This is a genomic window from Prescottella equi (genome assembly GCF_020171745.1).
GTDB lineage: Bacteria > Actinomycetota > Actinomycetes > Mycobacteriales > Mycobacteriaceae > Prescottella > Prescottella equi_A.
Genome location: NZ_JAIVAH010000013.1, coordinates 1 through 17,921, shown reverse-complemented (window position 1 = coordinate 17,921; position 17,921 = coordinate 1). Strand labels below are relative to the sequence as shown.

Below are 17,921 nucleotides of genomic sequence, written 5' to 3'. Positions count from 1 at the left end.
CTTGCCGAACGCTACCGGACCGGCACGACGCCCATCAGCGTCGCGATCTGCGTCGCGATGGGGTTCAGGTTCAGCTTGTCCGGGTCTGTCTTGGGTGTGCTGTCCCACGGCTGCGGGGTCTCCGGATCGGCGTAGATGATGCGATCGGCGCTGCGCACACCGGTGGGGTTGCCCTGCGGGACGGTGCACGCCACATTCGGGTTGAACGGGAAGTCGTCGACCGTGTCGTCGAAGTTCGGGTTCTCCGCCTTCATCCGCGCGAGGATCTCCTGCGTGCCCTCGTAACCCTGCGTACAGGGCACCGGGTTGTTGGTCTCGAGGACGAGGCCGAAATGGATCGTTCCGTCGTTCGGCGCCACCGCCGACGCGCCCGCCGACAGCGCCGGCAGGAACTGGAAGATCGGCTGCAAAGCGATGAAGGTGGGCGACACCGTCGTCAGCGTCGTCGTCAGGTTCGTCAGATTCGTGGTGAGGTCGTCACCACTGTTCGTGACGAGCTTGCCGACGGTGTCGGTCGCATCCTTGCCGGTGCCGATCAGGCGTCGGACATCGGGATCACTCGACTTCAGCTGCGCCGCGATCTGGTCCAGGCCGTCGCTGAACGTGCGGATCGCACCCGACTGTTCGGCCTGGGTGTCGAGGACGGTCCGGCCGTCGCTGATCAGCGCGAGCGTCTCCGGCAGCGCCTCGTTCGCGGTGTCGGTGAACCGGCCCAGGGAATCGACCAGCACCTGCAGATCGCCGCCCTTGCCGGCGAACGCCTTGCCGAGTTCCACGACCGTCGTGTGCAACGAGTCCGTCGGCACCGAGCGCGCCAGACGGTCGACGCTGCCGATCAGATCCTCCACCGGGATCGGCGTCGCGGTGTTCTTCTCGAGGATCACCGACCCGTCCGTCAGGAACGGCCCCTGGTCGGTATCCGGCTGCAGGTCCACGTACTGCTCACCGATCGCCGACCGGTTGGCCACTACGGCCTTCGCCGACGCCGGAATCGCGGGGGCGCCGTCGTCGATCATGAGTGCGACCGATACGCCGTCCTCGGTCAGCGTGAGGTCACCGACCCGCCCGACGGGCACGCCCCGGTACGTCACCTCGGCGTTGGTGAAGATTCCGCCGGAGTGCGCGAACTTCGCGTCCACCTGGAACTCACCGAAACCCAGCAACGTGTCGAGCCGGACGTATTTGGCACCGACGTATCCGATGCCGAGCACCGCGACGACGACGAACGCCACCAGCTGCCACTTGGCCAGACGCGAGACCATTACTCACCCACCCCCAACTGCTTCAGGACAGCGTCGAACGGGTTGACCGGCGCCGACACCGGCGCGGTGCCCGGCGCGGGAACCGGATTGGGCACGATCGGAGGGATCGGCAGGATCGACACCGTCGGCCAACCCGGTCGCGGACCGTTGCCGTTGTAGTACGGGTTGTCCGGGTTCACCGGAACCGGCGGGCCGTACTTCGGCGGGTAGTACACCGGGTCGGGCTTGCCCACACCCAGGTTCGACAGGGTGTCGCCGATCTGCAGATCGATCGACAGGAACACGTTGGCCTGGCCGCCGTGGATGGACGGGATGATCGAGTCCGGGAACGGGAACGTCGGAACCAACGGCGCCGACGTGATGAGGTCGGGCGTCGCCGCACCGAGTTCCTGCAGCGTCGGACGCAGGGCCCGCAGATCGGCGATCAGATCGTCCTTGGACCGGTTGATCACGTCCGCGCCCACCTGTCCGAGCCGATCGACCTGGCCGAGCATCTGCACCAACTGCGGCCGCTGCTCGGACAGGATCTCCACGCCCTCGGGCAGCTCGTCGAGGATCTTCTCGAGCTTCGCCGTCTGGTCGGACACCCGGCCACTGAGCGTGTCCAGTCCGTCGAGGGCCCGGGTGATCGAGTCGCGCTGCTCATCGAGACCGGCGATCAGCGTGTTCGCCTGTTCGAGCAGCCCGCGGACCTTCGTCTCGCGACCGTCGAGCGCCAGCTCCAACTCGGACACGATCGGCTGCAATTGCGCGACACCGCCACCGTTGAGCAGCAGCGACAGCGCGCCCAGCACCTGCTCGATGTCGGTGGCGTGTCGGGTGCGGTCCACGGGGATCGTGTCACCGCTCGCCAACCGGGCGGTCGACGCGTTCTGCGGCGGGGCCGAGATCGCGATGAACTTCTCGCCGAGCAGGTTCGACTGCTGGACCTCGGCGACCGCGTTGGCCGGCAGCACCACCGAATTGTTGACCAGCGTCTCCACCTGCGCGGTCCAGCCGTCGTCGGCGACCGAGATGTTCTCGACGCGACCGACCGGGACACCGTCGACCTTGACCGTCGACTGCGGCACCAGGTCCAGCACGTCGTCGAACTCGATCTTCACCCGCATCGGATCACTGCCGATGTCGGCGCCGCCGGGCAGCGGGATCGAGTAGATGCCGTCCGAACCGCACGCGCCGACCGTCAACGCGACGACGCACACTCCTGCCGCGACCGCGGCCGTCCTCATTCGTGTCGACTTCACGGCGTGCCCCCCTGCAGTTGCGTTGCGCCGCCGAGCCGCGGTGACGGGGTACCGGGGACCGTCCCGGGAACCGGGTCGCGCTGCAGGTTGTCACCGCTCAGGATGCCGAGCGGCAGGTTGAGCGTCGGGGTCTTCTGTCCCGCGGTCAGCTGGTCCGTGATCGTCTTGCAGTTGTCGATCAGCGGCTTCATCTGCCGGCCCAGTGCCTCGAACTCCGGATCGCCCGGCTTCAGCTTGGCGATGTCGATGAGTTTGCAGCCGAGGCCGAACGGGTCCTGCAGATCGGGCAGGTCGACGCGCATCTGCAGCGTGCCGGACTCGGCGTCGTGGGTGTTGACCAGGTTGCTGATCGCGAGCGGCAACGTCACCAACGCTTCCGCGAGCGAATCCCGCTGGTCGGCGACGGTCTGGGTGACCGTGGTCAGGCCCTCGATGTTGCCCTGCAGCAACTCCCGGTTGTTCTCGACGAACCGGGCCACATCCCCCAGCGCGAGCGAAAGCTGGTTGAGCGCGAGACCGAGGTTCTCCTTCTCCCCCGCCAGGTAGCCGCTGAGATCGGCCAGCTGCGTGTTGAATTGCCGCACCTGCGTGTCGTTGTCCGCGAGAGCGCTGACGAATACCTGCAGGTTCTTGACGGTGTCGAAGATATCGGCGCGGGAATCCGACAGCGTCCGGGCCGCCGCCGAAAGTTGCGTGAACGTGTTGCCCAACGCATCGCCGTTGCCGTCCAGGTTCGCGGCGGCGGTGTCGACCAGATTCGACAGGGCGCCGTCCTTGTTCGCGCCGTTCGGTCCGAGGGCCTCGGACAACTCGGTCACGCTCGCATACAGCTGGTCGACCTCGACGGGCGTCGCCGTGCGCTCGCGGGGGATGGTTGCGTCGCTCGGCATCTTCTCGCCGCCCGTGTAGACCGGGGTGAGCTGGATGTAGCGGTCGGACACCACCGACGGGGTGACCTGGGCGGCCTTCGCGTCGGCGGGGATGTCGACGCCGCGATCCACGGTCATCGAGACCTGGACCTGATCACCCTGCGGCACCACCGAGTTCACGGTGCCGACCTTGACACCGAGGACCCGCACGTCGGAGCCCTCGTAGATGCCGACCGACTTGTCGAAGTACGCGGTGATCCTGGTCGTGCCGGCGTTCTGGAAGAGCCACCACAGAACGCCCACCGCCACGACCGCGATCGCGGCGATCAGCGCCACCGGGATCCATTTACGGGTGCCTGCCCGTGCCTCACTCATGTCAGTTCCCCTCCATGGTGCGCAGCGGCTCGCGGTAGCCGGGAATCTCAGGCAGGCCGGGCGGGGTCAGGTTGGTGACGACCGAGTCGAACCACCGACCGTTGCCGAGCACGTTCGCGTAGATCCGGTAGAACGGGGCCGCCAGTTCGAGGGACTTGCTCACGTTCTGCTGGTTGGCGTTGAGGATGTCGATGACACCCTGCAGCTGCGTGAGCGCCGGAGTGATCTGCGCTTCGTTGTCCGCGACCAGACCCGTGAGCTCACGCGACAGGGTCTGGGTGCTGGTGAGCAGTTGCCCGATCGCCTGCTGTCGCGTGTTGAGTTCCTCCAGGAGGAGGCCGCCGTTCGCGAGGATCTTCTGGAACTGATCATTGCGATCGGCGAGGATCTGCGACGTCTGCTTCGTCGCCTCGAACAGCTTCTTCAGTTCCTGATCGCGTTTGGCCACCGTCTCCGACAGCCGCGCGACGCCGTCGAGCGAACCGCGGATCTCGTCCGGAGTGCCGGCGAAGGACTGGGACAGCACCTCGAAGCTCGATGCCAACTGGGTGGTGTCGATGTCCTCGAGAGTCGTGGCCGCATCGCTGAACGCATCGATCACGTCGTAGGGCGACGTGGTCCGCTCCAGCGGGATCCGGGTGCCCGGGTCCAGGACCTCGGTGCCCCGCGGATCGAGCGCCAGATACTTCTGGCCGAGGATCGTCTTGATCTGGATCGACGCCGTCGTCTGGTCTCCGACCCACGCGTCCTTGGTCTGGAACGTCACCAGCACGCGATCACCATCGAGATCGACACCCGACACCTTGCCGACCTTCACGCCCGCGACACGCACCTCGTTGCCGGGCTTGAGTCCGGCCGCCTCGGTGAACTCGGCGGTGTACCGATTGCCGGCACCGATGATCGGGAGGCTGTCGAGGAAGAACGCCGACATCGTCGCGAGCAGGATGACGACGATGCCCAGGGCACCGGTGACCGCGGGATTGCGCCTCTTGGTCATGGCTGCTCACCGTCCGCGTAGCAGCGGGGTGCCGCGTTGGTGTAGATCGGCTGGTTGATGGTCGGCAGGTTCGTCGGCAGGTTGAGCTGCGGCGCGGTGCCCGGCCCGGCGACGATGTCGATGCCGCACAGGTAGAACTGGAACCACGAGCCGTAGCTGCCGGCCCGGCCGAGCTTCTCCATCTTCACCGGCAGGTTCGCGAGCACCTGGTTCACGTCCGTGGACCTCTCGTTGACGTGCCCGGCCAGGGTGTTGAGGCCCGCGATCGACCCCTGGATCGACGGCCGCGTCGGCACCAGCAGATCCGCGGTGGCGGTGGTCAGGTCGGACAGCGACTGCACGGACTGACCGATCACTCCGCGGTCGGCGGACAGTCCACTGACCAGGCGTTCGGTGTTCACGATCAGCTGGTCGACCTGCTCGTCGCGCTCGTTCACCGTCTCGAGGACCCGGTTGAGATTGGTGATCAGGTCGCCGATCACCTTGTCCTTGTCGGCGATCGTGTTGGTCAGTGAGGCCGTGTTGGCCACAAGTTCCTCGATGGTGCCGCCCTCCCCCTGGAACACCTGGATGATCTGGTACGACAGCTTGTTCACGTCGTCGGCGCTGAGGGTCTGGAACAGCGGCCGGAATCCGTTGAACAGTGTCGTGAGGTTCACCGCGGGCTTGGTGCGGTCGAGGGGGATGGTCTCCCCCGCGTTCATCTTGAAGCCCTGCTGCCCGGTCCCCTGTTCGAGCGCGATGTACCGCTGACCCACGAGATTGCGGAAGCGGATGGTCGCTGTCGTACTCGCCGGCAGCCAGTCGCGGTCGGTGAGCGCGAATTTCACCTGCGCCTCACGGTCGTCGACGATCTCGATCTTCGTGACCTGACCGACGCGGACACCCGCGATGCGTACCTCGTCGCCCTTGTTCAGCGACGTCACGTCGGTGAATCGGGCGCTGAACTCGGTTCCTCCCCCGGACCCCGAGTTCGCGATCGTCAGTGCCAGTGCGCCCGTGGCGAGAATCGTCACGACCGCGAAGATCAGCAGTTTGGTGAGCGGCGCAGCCACCCCTCGCAGCTGTCGCTTCACTTGACGCTCACCTCTTTTCCACGGAGCGCGGGCGCGCCGATCGTCGTCGTCCAGCCCGGCACGTCCTCCGGTGCCATCCCCGTCGCCTGGCCGTACACCACCGCGAGGGTCTCGCGTTCGATGGGCGAACCTGCCAGCGTCGCGGTGGACGCGGGCGTCACCGCGTACTGGGGCGCCGCGACCTCGGGAATGTTCTGGTCACCGGGGTTGCGGGTCGGCACCTGGTACGACCCGTCGTGGATGGCTCCGCCCGGGTACTGGCCGATGTCGGTACCCAGCGGCGGCGCCTCGTAGCAGCGCGGCCCGCGAGTATCGATCAGCCGGGGCTCGTCCTGGTTCGGCAGGTAGCGTCCGCGCGGATTGACGAGCTCGATCGTGGCGCGCGCGCCCGGGTTCGGCGAGTTCTCGCCGGTGATCGCACCACTGCGCGCCGTCACGTCCGCGAAGTTCGCGAACGTACAGCCGAAGGTCCCGGAGAACCGCGCCAGAATCTCGAGTGCCTCCCGAGAGTCGGCCGCGATGGAGATCAGCGAGTCCCGGTTGGTCGTCAACAGATCCGCGGTACTCGAGCCAGTGGACGTCACCGACGTGATGAGCGCGTCGATGGACGGACGCTCCTGCACGATCGTCGCGTTGGTGGTGCGCAGGCTGTCGAGGGCGTCCACGAGCTGCGGCGCCGCGTCCGAATAGGTCTCGGTGAACGTCGCGAAACTCTGCAGCCCGGCCTGCAGGTCGGGCATGCGGGTGTTGACGCCGGCGAAGATCGTGTCGAGCTGGTCGAGCGTGACGCCGAGCTGCTCGCCGCGGCCGTCGAGCGCCTGCGACAACGCGCCGAGCGTCGACGCGAGACTCTCCGGCGGGATCGCCTGCAACAGCGGCAGCAGGCCGTCGAGCATCTTCCCGAGCTCGATCGCATTGCCGCTCTTGTCCTGATAGATGGTTCCGCCGGCCTCGATCGGGTTGGGGCTCGGGTTCTCCGGAATCACCAGGTCGACGTACCGCTCACCGAACAGTGTCTTCGGCAGCAGCCGGGCCGTGGTGTTGGACGGAATCAGGTCGGCCTTGTCGGGGTCGATCGCCATGACGGAGGTGACCTTGCCGTTCGAGGTCGACGCCTCGCGCACCTCGCCGACGATCAGACCCCGCACCTTGACGTCGGCGTTGCGCGGCAGCGCGTTGCCGACCGTGTCGGTGACCAGGTCGACCTTGACGACGTGCTTGAACGTCTTGTTGTAGCTGGCGATGGTCCCGCCCAGGAACAACGCGAGGACCAGGAAGAAGGCCACGCCCAGGACCCTGCGACGCAGCTTCGACGGCGACTCGATCATCCGGCCACCCGCACCGTCGTCGTGGTCCCCCAGATCGCGAGACTGAGGAAGAAATCGAGAACGGCGATGGTGACGATGGCGGTGCGCACCGCGTGGCCGACCGCGACACCGACGCCGGCCGGGCCGCCGCGCGCGTGGAACCCGTAGTAGCAGTGGATGAGGATCAGCACGAACGCGAACACCAGCACCTTGCCGAAGGACCACAGCACGTCCGCGGGGGGCAGGAACAGGTTGAAGTAGTGGTCGTACGAGCCCGACGACTGGCCGTTGAAAACCGTCGAGACGACACGGGACGCGAGGTACGCGGCGAGCAGACCGACGATGTAGAGCGGAATCACCGCGACGAACCCGGCGATCATGCGGGTGGTCACGAGGAACGGCACGCTCGGCACGGCCATCACCTCGAGCGCGTCGATCTCCTCGGAGATCCGCATCGCGCCGAGCTGGGCGGTGAAACCACAACCGACAGTGGCCGAGAGCGCCAGCGCGGCGACGATCGGCGCGATCTCGCGGGTGTTGACGTACGCCGACAGGAAGCCGGTGAGGACGGAACTGCCCAGCTGGTCGAGCGCCGCGAAACCCTGCAGACCGACGACGACACCTGTGAAGCCGGACATCATGACGATGACACCGATGGTGCCGCCGATGACCGCGAGGGCGCCGCTGCCGAACGTGACCTCGGCGAGTAGGCGCAGCATCTCCTTGCGGTATCGCCGCAGCGTGCGAGGCGTCCAGGCGATGGCGCGTGAGTAGAACGACATCTGCTCGCCGGCGTTGTCGAGCACGTCGAGCGGTTTGCGGGCCAAGCGGCGCGCACGCATCAGGGCATAGTCGCCCCGCCCCCTCGCGATCGTCATCGGGTCACGCCCCCTTCGCCGGAACGATCTGGAGATACACCATGGTCAGGATCAGGTTGGCGAAGAAGAGCACCAGGAACGTGATCACCACCGCCTGGTTGACGGCCTCGCCGACGCCCTTCGGTCCCCCCTTGGGCGTCAAACCCTTGTACGCCGCGATCACACCGGCGATGACACCGAAGATCGCCGCCTTGACCTCGGCGATATAGAGGTCCGGAAGCTGAGCCAGCGCGGAGAACGACGCAAGATAGGCGCCGGGGGTTCCGCCCTGGAGGATGACGTTGAAGAAGTAGCCGCCGGCGATACCCACGACGGACACGAGCCCGTTGAGGAGCACCGCGACCAGCACCATCGCGAGCACGCGGGGCACGACGAGCCGCTGCACAGGGTTGATGCCGAGCACTTCCATCGCATCGATCTCCTCGCGGATGGTCCGCGAACCGAGATCGGCGGTGACTGCGGAGCCCGCGGCGCCCGCGATCAGCAGAGCCGTCACGATCGGACTGCCCTGCTGGATCACGGCGAGAACACTGGCGGCGCCCGTGAACGACTCGGCACCCAACTGCTTGATCAGCGAACCGGTCTGCAGCGACACGACAGCACCGAACGGAATCGCGACGAGCGCGGTCGGCAGGATCGTCACGCTCGCGATGAACCAGGCCTGCTCGATGAATTCCTTGAACTGGAACGGTCGCTTGAACGTGTTGCGAACCACGTCGACGAACAGTTGGACGATGTTGCCGGCCTGCGTCAGCGCACCGTTGACAGGCTTCATCAGCGACGCTCTCGTGCCCCCCATACGCAGGTCCCCTACCCGCGCTCGAACGTGGTCTGCTCGAATCCACCATCGTCGTATGCCGGGATCACTTGCGTCGCACCGTCGTCGTTCATGCTTGCAAGGATGCCCTGCTGCGCTTCGACCGGCAGGGTATGCAGGATCTCGCGGACACGGGCCTGACGCCGGGCAACCGCCTGACGGACCGGCAGACCGGGTGTGGCCTGCATCTGCGGAACCACGCCGTAGACGTCGTCGGTACCGCCGTGGTGGTGACCGGCGTCGACGAGGGCCTGCTCGTGCGCCATCTGCGCGTCGTCCTTCTCCTCCGACATGCCGATCGGACCGATCTTGCTGCCGTTGAGGAACTGGTGCACGACCGGCTCGTCACTCGTGAGCAGCACCTCGCGGGGACCGAACATGACGAGTTGCTTCCGGAACAGCATGCCCAGGTTGTCGGGCACGGTGCGCGCGAGGTTGATGTTGTGCGTCACGATGAGGATCGTCGCGTCGATCTGCGCGTTGATGTCGATCAGCAGCTGGCTGAGGTAAGTGGTGCGGACCGGGTCGAGACCCGAGTCCGGCTCGTCGACCAGGATGATCTGCGGGTCGAGGACGAGCGCGCGAGCGAGCCCGGCACGCTTGCGCATACCGCCGGAGATCTCGCCGGGAAGCTTGCCCTCGGCCCCGACCAGGCCGTTGAGCTCGAGCTTCTCCATGACGATCTTGCGAATCTCGGACTCGGACTTCTTGGTGTGCTCACGCAGCGGGAAGGCCACGTTGTCGTACAGGTTCATCGACCCGAACAGCGCGCCGTCCTGGAAGAGCACACCGAACAGCTTGCGAATCTCGTACAGCTCGCGCGAGGAGCATTGGAGGATGTCGGTGCCGTCGATCACGATCGAGCCCTCCTCCGGGCGCAACAGACCGATCAGCGACTTCAGGAAGACGGACTTACCCGTGCCCGAAGGCCCGAGCAGCGCGCTCACCTCACCGGCGGGCAACGTGAGAGACACGTCCTGCCAGATCTTCTGAGAGCCGAAAGACTTTGTGAGCCCTTCGACTGCTACCTCGACTCCCACCATTACCTCCTGCGTAAGGAACGTCCCCCCACCGCGCGATCCACTGTGGGTTGCGTCACTCTATCGCATCGAAGTGTTATCCGTGACACCAAATCCTACTCACGGGTAAGTAAGGATCACAACCCTGTGATCACGATTCACCGAACCTCGCTTCCGGCAACGAAAGAGGGCCGCCCCCAACGGGAACGGCCCTCTTTCTCGATGCTTCGCAGGAAGCAGCGCAAATACTCGTCTTACTTGACGGTGATCTTCGCGCCGGCAGCCTCGAGCTTCTCCTTGGCGGCGTCGGCCGCGTCCTTGGCAACCTTCTCCAGGATCGCCTTCGGAGCACCCTCGACGAGGTCCTTGGCTTCCTTCAGGCCCAGGCCCGAGACGACCTCACGGACGACCTTGATGACCTGGATCTTCTTGTCGCCGGCCGACTCGAGGATGACGTCGAACTCGTCCTGCTCCTCAGCAGCGTCGGCAGCGGCAGCCGGGGCGCCCGCAGCAGCGACGGCGACCGGAGCAGCAGCGGTGACCTCGAAGGTCTCCTCGAACGCCTTCACGAACTCCGAGAGCTCGAGCAGGGTGAGCTCCTTGAACTGGTCCAGCAACTCTTCGGTGGTGAGCTTCGCCATGGTGGCGTCCTTCCTCTTAAGTCCTGTGTCGCCGATCCGCGACCGGACAGGTGGTGATGGTTGTGATGCGCAGGTGCGGATCAGCTATTCGGCAGCGGCGTCGGCGGGAGCCTCGACGGCCCCACCCTCCGCAGCCTTCTTCTCCTGCAGCGCGGCGGCCAGACGGGCCACCTGCGAAGCGGGAGCATTGAACAGGCCAGCGGCCTTTGCCAAGTTGCCCTTCATCGCGCCGGCGAGCTTGGCCAACAGGATCTCGCGGGACTCGAGGTCCGCGATCTGGTTGACCTGATCCACGGACAGCGCAGCGCCGTCCATGTACCCGCCCTTGATGACGAGTGCCTTGTTGTCCTTCGCGAAGGCCTTGATGGCCTTCGCAGCGTCGACCGGCTCGCCCTTGATGAATGCAATGGCGGTCGGTCCGACGAACAGGTCGTCAAGTCCCTCGACGCCCGCCTCAGCGGCGGCACGCTTGACCAGGGTGTTCTTGGCGACGGAGTAGGTGGCACCCTCTCCGAGAGCGCGTCGCAGCTGCGTCAGACTCGTGACCGACAGACCACGGTATTCCGTGATCACGGCGGCGGTCGAGTCCTTGAACTGCTCGGTGATCTCTGCAACTGCAGAAACCTTCTCAGGCTTTGCCATACTTCGCCTCCTCTCGTGACAGTCGTTGTTCCACTTCGGGCCGTGACATGCAAAACGCCCCGGTGCAGGGCACACGGGGCGTACACGAGGAGATCCATCCATCCGACCGGAGTCGGGCGCAGACAAACATCCCCCACCTCGTCCTCCTGCGTGGGCCGCCGGGCAATCCCGGACCTTCAACCGATCTCAATACTGATCTCGGTGACCAACGGTCTTTGGTAGAACATGTTTCGGGGCGGAATTCGCATCTAGCACCGAACTCCATCGGCCAGAGTAACGAAGCGCCGCGCAGGACGCAAAGCAGATCGACCGGATCCACCCGCTTTGTGTTGCGGCTCACATCCTGATCGGAATGTGCCCGACGGCGCACTTTTGAACGTAACCTCGAGTCACAGATAGTGAGTTAGGTTACGGCCATGACACTCACGACACCCGCTGTCACCGGCTCCGCGCTCGGACGCCGGCGCAGATTTCTCGCCCTGGCGGTGATCTGCCTGGCAGAGCTCCTCGTCGTTCTCGACAACACGATCGTCAACGTGGCCCTACCGTCGATCGGGGTCCAGTTGCGTACCGACGTCAGTGGCCTCCAGTGGGTGGTCGACGCCTACACGCTCACCTTCGCCGGACTACTGCTGGCCTGCGGCAACCTCGGCGACCGGTACGGTCGTCGCCGCGTCATGACGATCGGTCTCGTCGGGGTCGCAGTGATGTCCGTCGTCGGCGCGTGTGCCGACTCACTGGGCCAGGTGATCGCGGCCCGCGCCGCGATGGGTGTCTTCGCTGCCGCCGTGTTCCCGGCGACGCTCGCCCTGATCATCAATATCTTCACCGATGCCAGGGAGAAGGCGCTCGCCATCGCTGCGTGGACGGCGATGGCCGGATTCGCGATCGCGATCGGCCCCATCTCGGGTGGCTGGCTCCTCGAGCACTTCTCGTGGCACGCGGTGTTCTGGATAAACGTCCCGGTCGCGCTCGTCGCGCTCGTCGCGACACTTGTGCTGGTTCCCGAGTCGAAGTCGGAATCGACCGGCCGTCTCGACAAGGTCGGCATCGTGATGTCCGTCGTCGGTATCACCGGACTGGTGTGGTCCATCATCGAGGCGCCTCGCCATGGCTGGCTCTCCCCCGTCACGCTGGGAACCGCCGCGGTCTCGCTCGTCGCGCTCGGGGGCTTCGTGCTCTGGCAACTCCGTGTCGAGTCGCCGATCCTCGATATGCGTCTGTTCCGGGTCCGCCGATTCTCACTGCCGGCCCTCGCGATCGCCGTCGCCTACTTCTCGATGTTCGGGTTCCTCTTCCTCATCACCCAGTACTTCCAGGGGGTGCGCGAGTACACGCCCCTCCAGTTCGGCATCGCATCGCTGCCGTTCGCGATCTCGGTCGCGGTGGGCGCCCCGATCGCGACCCTGCTCGCCCAACGGATCGGGACCACGGCGGTCCTCGTCTTCGGTCTACTGCTGACCGGTGTCGGCCTGTACCTCGGCGGTCTGGTCGACGTCGACAGCAGCTATCTCGTCGACGTCCTGCCCGCGATGGTGTCGATGGCGCTCGGGTTGGCGATCGTCCAGGGCCCGGCGACCGAGTCGATCATGTCCTCACTGCCGCTCGACGAGGCCGGCGCAGGCTCGGCCGTCAACGACACGACCCGGGAAGTGGGCGGCACACTGGGCGTGGCCGTCCTCGGATCGATCGTGGCGTCGTACTACGTCGGCAAGGTCGCTCCGGTCATCGACAGCGTTCCGGCATCGCTGATGAACGACGACGAGAAGAGCTTCGCGCGATCCACGATCCTCAGCGTCCTCGAGATCCGGAATCGGGACATCCCCACGATGCTCGAACCCCAGCGTGAGCAACTGATCACCACGATGAAGATCGCCGTCCTGCAGGGCGCGCACGCGGCCTCGCTCCTCGCGACGGGTGCGGTGCTGCTGTGCGCGGTCGCCGTCGCGATCTTCCTGCCGTGGGCGCCGGCGGAGGGCCGCGCGACGATGCTCGCGTGGCGAACTCCGGAGCTTCAGGACCGGGCGTAACTCCCGAGAACGCCGAAGGCCGGCACAGAGAGAACTCTGTGCCGGCCTTCGATGTCGATCAGGTCGCGAGGTGTCGCGACTTACTCGCCGTCCTCGAGGAGGTTGCGGGTACGGTTCGGATCCACCGGGATGCCCGGTCCGGTGGTGGTCGAAACCGTGACCTTCTTGACGTAGCGGCCCTTTGCCGACGACGGCTTCGCACGGAGGATCTCGTCCAGCGCCGCACCGTAGTTCTCGACCAGCTTGGCGTCGTCGAACGATGCCTTGCCGATCACGAAGTGCAGGTTGGCCTGCTTGTCGACGCGGAAGTTGATCTTGCCGCCCTTGATGTCGGCGACAGCCTTGGCGACGTCCGGCGTAACGGTGCCGGTCTTCGGGTTCGGCATCAGGCCACGCGGTCCGAGGACGCGGGCGATGCGGCCGACCTTGGCCATCTGATCCGGGGTAGCGATCGCGGCGTCGAAGTCGGTCCAACCGCCCTGGATGCGCTCGATCAGGTCCTCGGAGCCCACGGCGTCCGCACCGGCAGCCTCGGCCTCGGCGGCCTTCTCGCCGACGGCGAAGACGACGACGCGGGCGGTCTTACCGGTGCCGTGCGGCAGGTTGACCGTGCCACGAACCATCTGGTCCGCCTTGCGGGGGTCGACGCCCAGACGGACGGCAACCTCGACGGTCGCGTCCATCTTGCTCGACGAGGTCTCCTTGGCCAGCTTCGCAGCCTGCAGGGGGCTGTAGAGCTTGTCCGCGTCGATCTTCTCAGCGGCGGCGAGGTACGCCTTGCTGCGCTTTGCCATTTCTTCTGTCCTTACTTCTCACCCTGGGTGTTCGGCCCGGGTGAATGGTTCAGTTGTGGTTACGGGCCTGGCAGGCCCTCCCACTGGGAGGATCAACCCTGCAGTGTCAGTGCAGGGCATCGCTTCGCTCAGCCCTCGACGGTGATACCCATCGAACGCGCGGTGCCGGCGATGATCTTCGCGGCCGCGTCGATGTCGTTCGCGTTGAGGTCTTCCTGCTTGGTCTTCGCGATCTCGCGCACCTGATCCATGGTCACGGACGCAACCTTGGTCTTGTGCGGCTCGCCGGAGCCCTTCTGGACACCAGCAGCCTTCAGCAGCAGCTTGGCGGCCGGCGGGGTCTTCAGCTTGAAGTCGAAAGTCCGGTCTTCGTAGACGGAGATCTCGACAGGGATCACGTTGCCGCGCTGGGACTCAGTCGCCGCGTTGTAAGCCTTGCAGAACTCCATGATGTTGACGCCGTGCTGACCGAGCGCCGGACCCACGGGCGGGGCAGGGTTGGCCTGACCAGCCTGGATCTGAAGCTTGATGAGCCCTGCGAGCTTCTTCTTCTTGGGGGGCATCTTCGTTCCTTGTTCTTACTGGGTGTGTTTCTTGCGTACTGCGTGCAAGTTTGTGTGGGTACCCGGTTCGGGGACCGCTAGATCTTCTGGACCTGGTTGAACGACAGCTCGACCGGGGTCTCACGACCGAAGATCGAGACCAGCACCTTGAGCTTCTGCTGCTCGGCGTTGACCTCGCTGATACTGGCCGGCAGGGTCGCGAACGGGCCGTCCATGACCGTCACCGACTCGCCGACCTCGAAGTCGACCTCGATGACCGGCTTGGACACGGCCGCGACGGCTGCCTCGCCCGCTCCTGCTGCAGCGGTGGCCGACTTCTTCTGGCCCTGCTGCGGCATCAGGAACTTCACGACCTCGTTGAGGGTCAGCGGCGACGGGCGCGAGGTGGCACCGACGAAACCGGTGACACCGGGGGTGTTCCGGACCGCGCCCCACGACTCGTCGTTGAGCTCCATGCGGACCAGGATGTAACCCGGCAGCACCTTGCGGTTGACCTGCTTGCGCTGGCCGTTCTTGATCTCGGTGACCTCTTCGGTGGGAACCTCCACCTGGAAGATGTAGTCGCCGACGTCCAGGTTCTGGACACGGGTCTCGAGATTGGTCTTGACCTTGTTCTCGTAACCGGCGTAGGAGTGGATGACGTACCAGTCACCGGGGGCACGACGCAGCGCGGCCTTGAACTCCGCTACGGGATCGACCTCTTCCTCGGCGACCTCGGGAGCCTCCTCCGCCACGACACCGTCCTCGGCCTGCTCGACGGCAGCGTCGTCCTCGACAACCGCCTCGTCGGCAGCCACACCGTCTTCGGTAACCGCCTCGGCCGAAACACGCTCCTCGGCCATGGCCTCGTCAGAGTCGTTCTCGGGGGTGCTCACTGGAGGCACTCTTCCTCTCGTCAATCACATCGTTCGGGAAACGCCGACGGACGTTCCCGGCTAGCCGAACAACCAGGAAATGCCCTTGCCGAACCCCACGTCGAGGAGGCTGATGAAGGTCACCATGAAGGCGACGAACACGAGCACGACACTGGTGTACGTGATCATCTGCTTGCGATTGGGCCAGATGACCTTGCGCAGTTCGGCAACAACTTCACGCAGGAAGCGGCGAATCCGCTTGAAGATGTTCTCCGCGCGGGGCTTGTCTGCCTTGGAGGTCTTCGCGACGGGCTTCGACTCCGGTGACTTCACGGAGGAGGCGGCGACTGCCTTCTTTGCGGGCTGCTCATCAGTGGAGCTGCGGCGCGCGGCACGCTTGCCACTGGGCTTACCCGAGGGAACGGCACCAGCGGACTCTGCAGATTCCGCAGCCTGGGATCCGTTCTGATCGGATCCGGCCGCGGGGCGAGAGCTCGCGCCGGCTTCGGATTCGCTGACGGCGCCGGGGTCCGTAGACCCAGGAGTGCCGTCGTTGCGCTCGTCGCTCACCGTCGTTCCTCTCAGTAGCCAGTCCGGGTGCAGGGGCGACAGGACTTGAACCTGCAACCTGCGGTTTTGGAGACCGCTGCTCTGCCAATTGAGCTACGCCCCTTTGGACGACCGATCGAACTGGTCGACCTATCTAGGTTTACATGACATGCGCGCCACCCCGTGGGCTGTTGCAACAGCACCGTAAGGCAGCGCGCAGCGCCTGAGTAACCCCAGAAACTCTAGTGTACTTCAAAGCCCCGGAACAAACCCAATCCGTCCGACACTCAGGCCAAACGGACCGTTGCGGTAGCCCGTCCGAAGATCTTACGTCCCTCGGATCGCGCCACGATCGCGACTACTGCGGTCTTGCTTTCGGCGTCCACCGACTTGATCTTGCCGGTGAACTCCACTTCGGCAGCCTTGTCGGCCGCCACATACACCGGACTGGTGAACCGAACGTTGTATTCGGTCACCGCACCCGGATCGCCGAGCCAGGACGAGACGAACCCGCCACCGAGACCCATCGTGAGCATGCCGTGCGCGACGACGTCCGGCAAGCCGGCCAGTCGGGCCACATGGTCGCTCCAGTGGATCGGGTTGGGATCGCCCGACACGCCGGCGTAGTTGACGAGATTTCCACGGGTCAGGGTGACGACGCGCTCGGGCAGTTCGTCGCCCACGGCGACGTCCTCGAACCTACGGAGCGACATGCATCATCACATCCTTGACCGCGTGTGCGATGTTCTCGTCCACCTCACCACCGGAACGTGCAACGAGCGTGGTCCAGGTGGTTTGGACCAGTTCGCCGTTCACGTCCGTGATGACGTTCTTGGTGACGATGATGTCACTGCCCGCGGCCTGGCGAAACGATTCCAGATACACGTCGCAGATCAACCGATCGCCAGCTTTCAGCGGCCTGTGGAAAACGAGCCGCTGATCGGTCTGCATGATCTGACTGAGGTCGTAACCGGTCACGACCTCTTCGAACAGCTTGCGCTGAGCCAGCATGCCTACGATCGAGACAAAGGTCGGAGGGGCGATGAGGCCGTCGTAGCCGAGGCCCTTCGCCGCCTCCTCGTCGTGATGAGCGGGGTGGTCGTCGAGTACCGCGCGAGCGTACTCACGGACCTTCTCCCGGCCGATCTCGTAGAAATCGGTGACACGGTAGTGATGTCCGACCATCGAGGCCGCGTGCGCGGCGGGGTCGGAGATCACCTCGGTCTCTCTCACGACTGTCTCTGTCACAGCGATTACCTGCCTGCCCTGTGGACGCAATCCTCGTTAGGGCAGTCTGACAGTGAACCTAACGCGCGAGCGCCGACTCCGAGAAACTTACTTGGACTCGCGGTGCGACTGGTGGGTTCCGCAGTTCGGGCAGAACTTCTTCAGCTCGAGGCGATCGGGGTCGTTGCGGCGGTTCTTCTTGGTGATGTAGTTACGGTGCTTGCACACCTCACAGGCCAAGGTGATCTTCGGCCGAACGTCAGTCGAGGAGGCCACGGGGACGCCTTCTTTCGCGTGAATCTGATCAGAAATAGATCAGGGTGGATCATTCGTCTTGTGTAGCGATGGCCGGACTTGAACCGGCGACACAACGATTATGAGTCGTTTGCTCTACCAACTGAGCTACACCGCCTCGGTGTCGAGTGTCGCGCGAATCTGGCGACACCACAATCCAGCGAGCCCCCTGACGGAATCGAACCGTCGACCTTTTCCTTACCATGGAAACGCTCTGCCGACTGAGCTAAGGGGGCGTGGCTGTCCCGCACATCTCTGCGCGCTGAAGCCTCCAGAAGATTACACAGACCTTCGCTCCAGACACAAATTGGCAGGTCAGACCGCGTAAAGCGGGCGTTCAGCCGCGCTGCGCAAGAGGAGCGGAAACGATCGCGCGACGTCGTCGACCTGGTCGAGTCGACGGACGACCTCGATGACCTGCGCGATTGCGGATTCCGGGAGCAGCCGGGTGCCGAAGGTGGTGGCGCGCGACCCGGTCGCGCG

19 protein-coding genes and 3 tRNA genes are annotated in these 17,921 nt (G+C 65.2%); 1 reads left to right on the top strand and 21 read right to left on the bottom strand.

Going from position 1 to position 17,921, the window contains the following annotated elements; genetic code table 11:
* Window positions 1-11 precede the first annotated feature (11 nt).
* From LCL87_RS10340 to rplJ, 11 genes are all read right to left on the bottom strand, one after another.
* Complete coding sequence (locus LCL87_RS10340) at window positions 12-1,262, bottom strand: MCE family protein (RefSeq protein WP_225019304.1); 1,251 nt, start codon at window positions 1,260-1,262, stop codon at window positions 12-14.
* Window positions 1,262-2,491 carry an MCE family protein gene (locus LCL87_RS10335; protein WP_225019970.1) on the bottom strand — a complete coding sequence of 410 codons (1,230 nt, stop codon included), beginning with the start codon at window positions 2,489-2,491 and terminating at the stop codon, window positions 1,262-1,264. The genes LCL87_RS10340 and LCL87_RS10335 overlap by 1 nt, the downstream gene beginning before the upstream one ends.
* An 11-nt stretch (window positions 2,492-2,502) precedes the next feature.
* On the bottom strand, window positions 2,503-3,750 hold the full coding sequence (locus tag LCL87_RS10330; RefSeq protein WP_225019302.1) for an MCE family protein: 1,248 nt from the start codon (window positions 3,748-3,750) through the stop codon (window positions 2,503-2,505).
* A 1-nt stretch (window position 3,751) separates the two neighbouring features.
* The gene (locus LCL87_RS10325; protein WP_225019301.1) at window positions 3,752-4,747 is read right to left on the bottom strand and encodes an MCE family protein; all 996 of its coding nucleotides are present in this window, start codon (window positions 4,745-4,747) and stop codon (window positions 3,752-3,754) included.
* Window positions 4,744-5,811, bottom strand: a complete 1,068-nt coding sequence (locus tag LCL87_RS10320) for an MlaD family protein (RefSeq protein ID WP_225019968.1) — start codon at window positions 5,809-5,811, stop codon at window positions 4,744-4,746. The genes LCL87_RS10325 and LCL87_RS10320 overlap by 4 nt, the downstream gene beginning before the upstream one ends.
* Window positions 5,812-5,819: 8 nt before the next feature.
* Entirely contained in the window at window positions 5,820-7,151 is a 1,332-nt protein-coding gene (locus tag LCL87_RS10315; RefSeq protein ID WP_225019299.1) for an MCE family protein, read from the bottom strand.
* Window positions 7,148-8,008: an ABC transporter permease gene (locus tag LCL87_RS10310; protein WP_225019297.1), complete on the bottom strand. Its 861-nt coding sequence runs from the start codon at window positions 8,006-8,008 to the stop codon at window positions 7,148-7,150. The genes LCL87_RS10315 and LCL87_RS10310 overlap by 4 nt, the downstream gene beginning before the upstream one ends.
* Before the next feature lie 4 nt (window positions 8,009-8,012).
* Window positions 8,013-8,807 (bottom strand): MlaE family ABC transporter permease, encoded by a 795-nt coding sequence (locus LCL87_RS10305; RefSeq protein ID WP_005518234.1) that lies wholly within the window; start codon window positions 8,805-8,807, stop codon window positions 8,013-8,015.
* A gap of 11 nt (window positions 8,808-8,818) precedes the next feature.
* Window positions 8,819-9,868, bottom strand: coding sequence for an ATP-binding cassette domain-containing protein (locus tag LCL87_RS10300; RefSeq protein WP_237692017.1), 1,050 nt, complete (start codon window positions 9,866-9,868; stop codon window positions 8,819-8,821).
* Between the two features lie 230 nt (window positions 9,869-10,098).
* Window positions 10,099-10,485 carry a 50S ribosomal protein L7/L12 gene (gene rplL / locus LCL87_RS10295; protein ID WP_225019293.1) on the bottom strand — a complete coding sequence of 129 codons (387 nt, stop codon included), beginning with the start codon at window positions 10,483-10,485 and terminating at the stop codon, window positions 10,099-10,101.
* 84 nt (window positions 10,486-10,569) lie between these two features.
* Complete coding sequence (gene rplJ / locus LCL87_RS10290; RefSeq protein ID WP_225019291.1) at window positions 10,570-11,127, bottom strand: 50S ribosomal protein L10; 558 nt, start codon at window positions 11,125-11,127, stop codon at window positions 10,570-10,572.
* 416 nt (window positions 11,128-11,543) lie between these two features.
* Between rplJ and LCL87_RS10285 the strand changes: the two genes are divergently transcribed.
* Window positions 11,544-13,157 (top strand): MFS transporter, encoded by a 1,614-nt coding sequence (locus tag LCL87_RS10285; RefSeq protein ID WP_225019290.1) that lies wholly within the window; start codon window positions 11,544-11,546, stop codon window positions 13,155-13,157.
* Between the two features lie 80 nt (window positions 13,158-13,237).
* Here the strand turns inward: LCL87_RS10285 and rplA are convergent, their stop codons facing one another.
* The 10 genes from rplA to LCL87_RS10235 all read right to left on the bottom strand — a co-directional run bounded on the left by rplA (window position 13,238) and on the right by LCL87_RS10235 (window position 17,674).
* On the bottom strand, window positions 13,238-13,951 hold the full coding sequence (gene rplA, locus LCL87_RS10280; protein ID WP_225019288.1) for a 50S ribosomal protein L1: 714 nt from the start codon (window positions 13,949-13,951) through the stop codon (window positions 13,238-13,240).
* A 128-nt stretch (window positions 13,952-14,079) separates the two neighbouring features.
* The gene (rplK, locus tag LCL87_RS10275; RefSeq protein ID WP_225019287.1) at window positions 14,080-14,514 is read right to left on the bottom strand and encodes a 50S ribosomal protein L11; all 435 of its coding nucleotides are present in this window, start codon (window positions 14,512-14,514) and stop codon (window positions 14,080-14,082) included.
* Window positions 14,515-14,591: 77 nt separating this feature from the next.
* Complete coding sequence (nusG, locus tag LCL87_RS10270; RefSeq protein ID WP_225019286.1) at window positions 14,592-15,389, bottom strand: transcription termination/antitermination protein NusG; 798 nt, start codon at window positions 15,387-15,389, stop codon at window positions 14,592-14,594.
* A 60-nt stretch (window positions 15,390-15,449) separates the two neighbouring features.
* Window positions 15,450-15,938, bottom strand: a complete 489-nt coding sequence (gene secE, locus LCL87_RS10265; protein ID WP_225019285.1) for a preprotein translocase subunit SecE — start codon at window positions 15,936-15,938, stop codon at window positions 15,450-15,452.
* 30 nt (window positions 15,939-15,968) lie between these two features.
* Window positions 15,969-16,041 (bottom strand) — tRNA-Trp (locus tag LCL87_RS10260).
* A gap of 163 nt (window positions 16,042-16,204) precedes the next feature.
* The gene (gene hadB / locus LCL87_RS10255) at window positions 16,205-16,630 is read right to left on the bottom strand and encodes a (3R)-hydroxyacyl-ACP dehydratase subunit HadB (RefSeq protein ID WP_005518222.1); all 426 of its coding nucleotides are present in this window, start codon (window positions 16,628-16,630) and stop codon (window positions 16,205-16,207) included.
* On the bottom strand, window positions 16,617-17,102 hold the full coding sequence (hadA, locus tag LCL87_RS10250; protein ID WP_237692034.1) for a (3R)-hydroxyacyl-ACP dehydratase subunit HadA: 486 nt from the start codon (window positions 17,100-17,102) through the stop codon (window positions 16,617-16,619). Before hadA ends, hadB begins: the two co-directional genes overlap by 14 nt.
* 150 nt (window positions 17,103-17,252) lie before the next feature.
* Entirely contained in the window at window positions 17,253-17,420 is a 168-nt protein-coding gene (rpmG, locus tag LCL87_RS10245) for a 50S ribosomal protein L33 (RefSeq protein ID WP_003941903.1), read from the bottom strand.
* Window positions 17,421-17,483: 63 nt separating this feature from the next.
* Window positions 17,484-17,556 (bottom strand) — tRNA-Met (locus LCL87_RS10240).
* A 45-nt stretch (window positions 17,557-17,601) separates the two neighbouring features.
* Window positions 17,602-17,674: transfer RNA gene (locus LCL87_RS10235), tRNA-Thr, on the bottom strand.
* Between the last annotated feature and the right edge of the window lie 247 nt (window positions 17,675-17,921).

What these genes read in the sequence shown, in the direction of transcription:
- rplL (WP_225019293.1), bottom strand. Translation starts at nt 10,485, where the DNA reads ATGGCGAAGCTCACCACCGAAGAGTTGCTGGACCAGTTCAAGGAGCTC.
- LCL87_RS10330 (WP_225019302.1), bottom strand. Translation starts at nt 3,750, where the DNA reads ATGAGTGAGGCACGGGCAGGCACCCGTAAATGGATCCCGGTGGCGCTG.
- LCL87_RS10340 (WP_225019304.1), bottom strand. Translation starts at nt 1,262, where the DNA reads ATGGTCTCGCGTCTGGCCAAGTGGCAGCTGGTGGCGTTCGTCGTCGTC.
- LCL87_RS10305 (WP_005518234.1), bottom strand. Translation starts at nt 8,807, where the DNA reads ATGGGGGGCACGAGAGCGTCGCTGATGAAGCCTGTCAACGGTGCGCTG.
- rplA (WP_225019288.1), bottom strand. Translation starts at nt 13,951, where the DNA reads ATGGCAAAGCGCAGCAAGGCGTACCTCGCCGCCGCTGAGAAGATCGAC.
- hadB (WP_005518222.1), bottom strand. Translation starts at nt 16,630, where the DNA reads ATGTCGCTCCGTAGGTTCGAGGACGTCGCCGTGGGCGACGAACTGCCC.
- LCL87_RS10325 (WP_225019301.1), bottom strand. Translation starts at nt 4,747, where the DNA reads ATGACCAAGAGGCGCAATCCCGCGGTCACCGGTGCCCTGGGCATCGTC.
- hadA (WP_237692034.1), bottom strand. Translation starts at nt 17,102, where the DNA reads ATGGTCGGACATCACTACCGTGTCACCGATTTCTACGAGATCGGCCGG.
- rplJ (WP_225019291.1), bottom strand. Translation starts at nt 11,127, where the DNA reads ATGGCAAAGCCTGAGAAGGTTTCTGCAGTTGCAGAGATCACCGAGCAG.
- LCL87_RS10310 (WP_225019297.1), bottom strand. Translation starts at nt 8,008, where the DNA reads ATGACGATCGCGAGGGGGCGGGGCGACTATGCCCTGATGCGTGCGCGC.
- LCL87_RS10315 (WP_225019299.1), bottom strand. Translation starts at nt 7,151, where the DNA reads ATGATCGAGTCGCCGTCGAAGCTGCGTCGCAGGGTCCTGGGCGTGGCC.
- rplK (WP_225019287.1), bottom strand. Translation starts at nt 14,514, where the DNA reads ATGCCCCCCAAGAAGAAGAAGCTCGCAGGGCTCATCAAGCTTCAGATC.
- LCL87_RS10300 (WP_237692017.1), bottom strand. Translation starts at nt 9,868, where the DNA reads ATGGTGGGAGTCGAGGTAGCAGTCGAAGGGCTCACAAAGTCTTTCGGC.
- LCL87_RS10335 (WP_225019970.1), bottom strand. Translation starts at nt 2,491, where the DNA reads ATGAGGACGGCCGCGGTCGCGGCAGGAGTGTGCGTCGTCGCGTTGACG.
- LCL87_RS10285 (WP_225019290.1), top strand. Translation starts at nt 11,544, where the DNA reads ATGACACTCACGACACCCGCTGTCACCGGCTCCGCGCTCGGACGCCGG.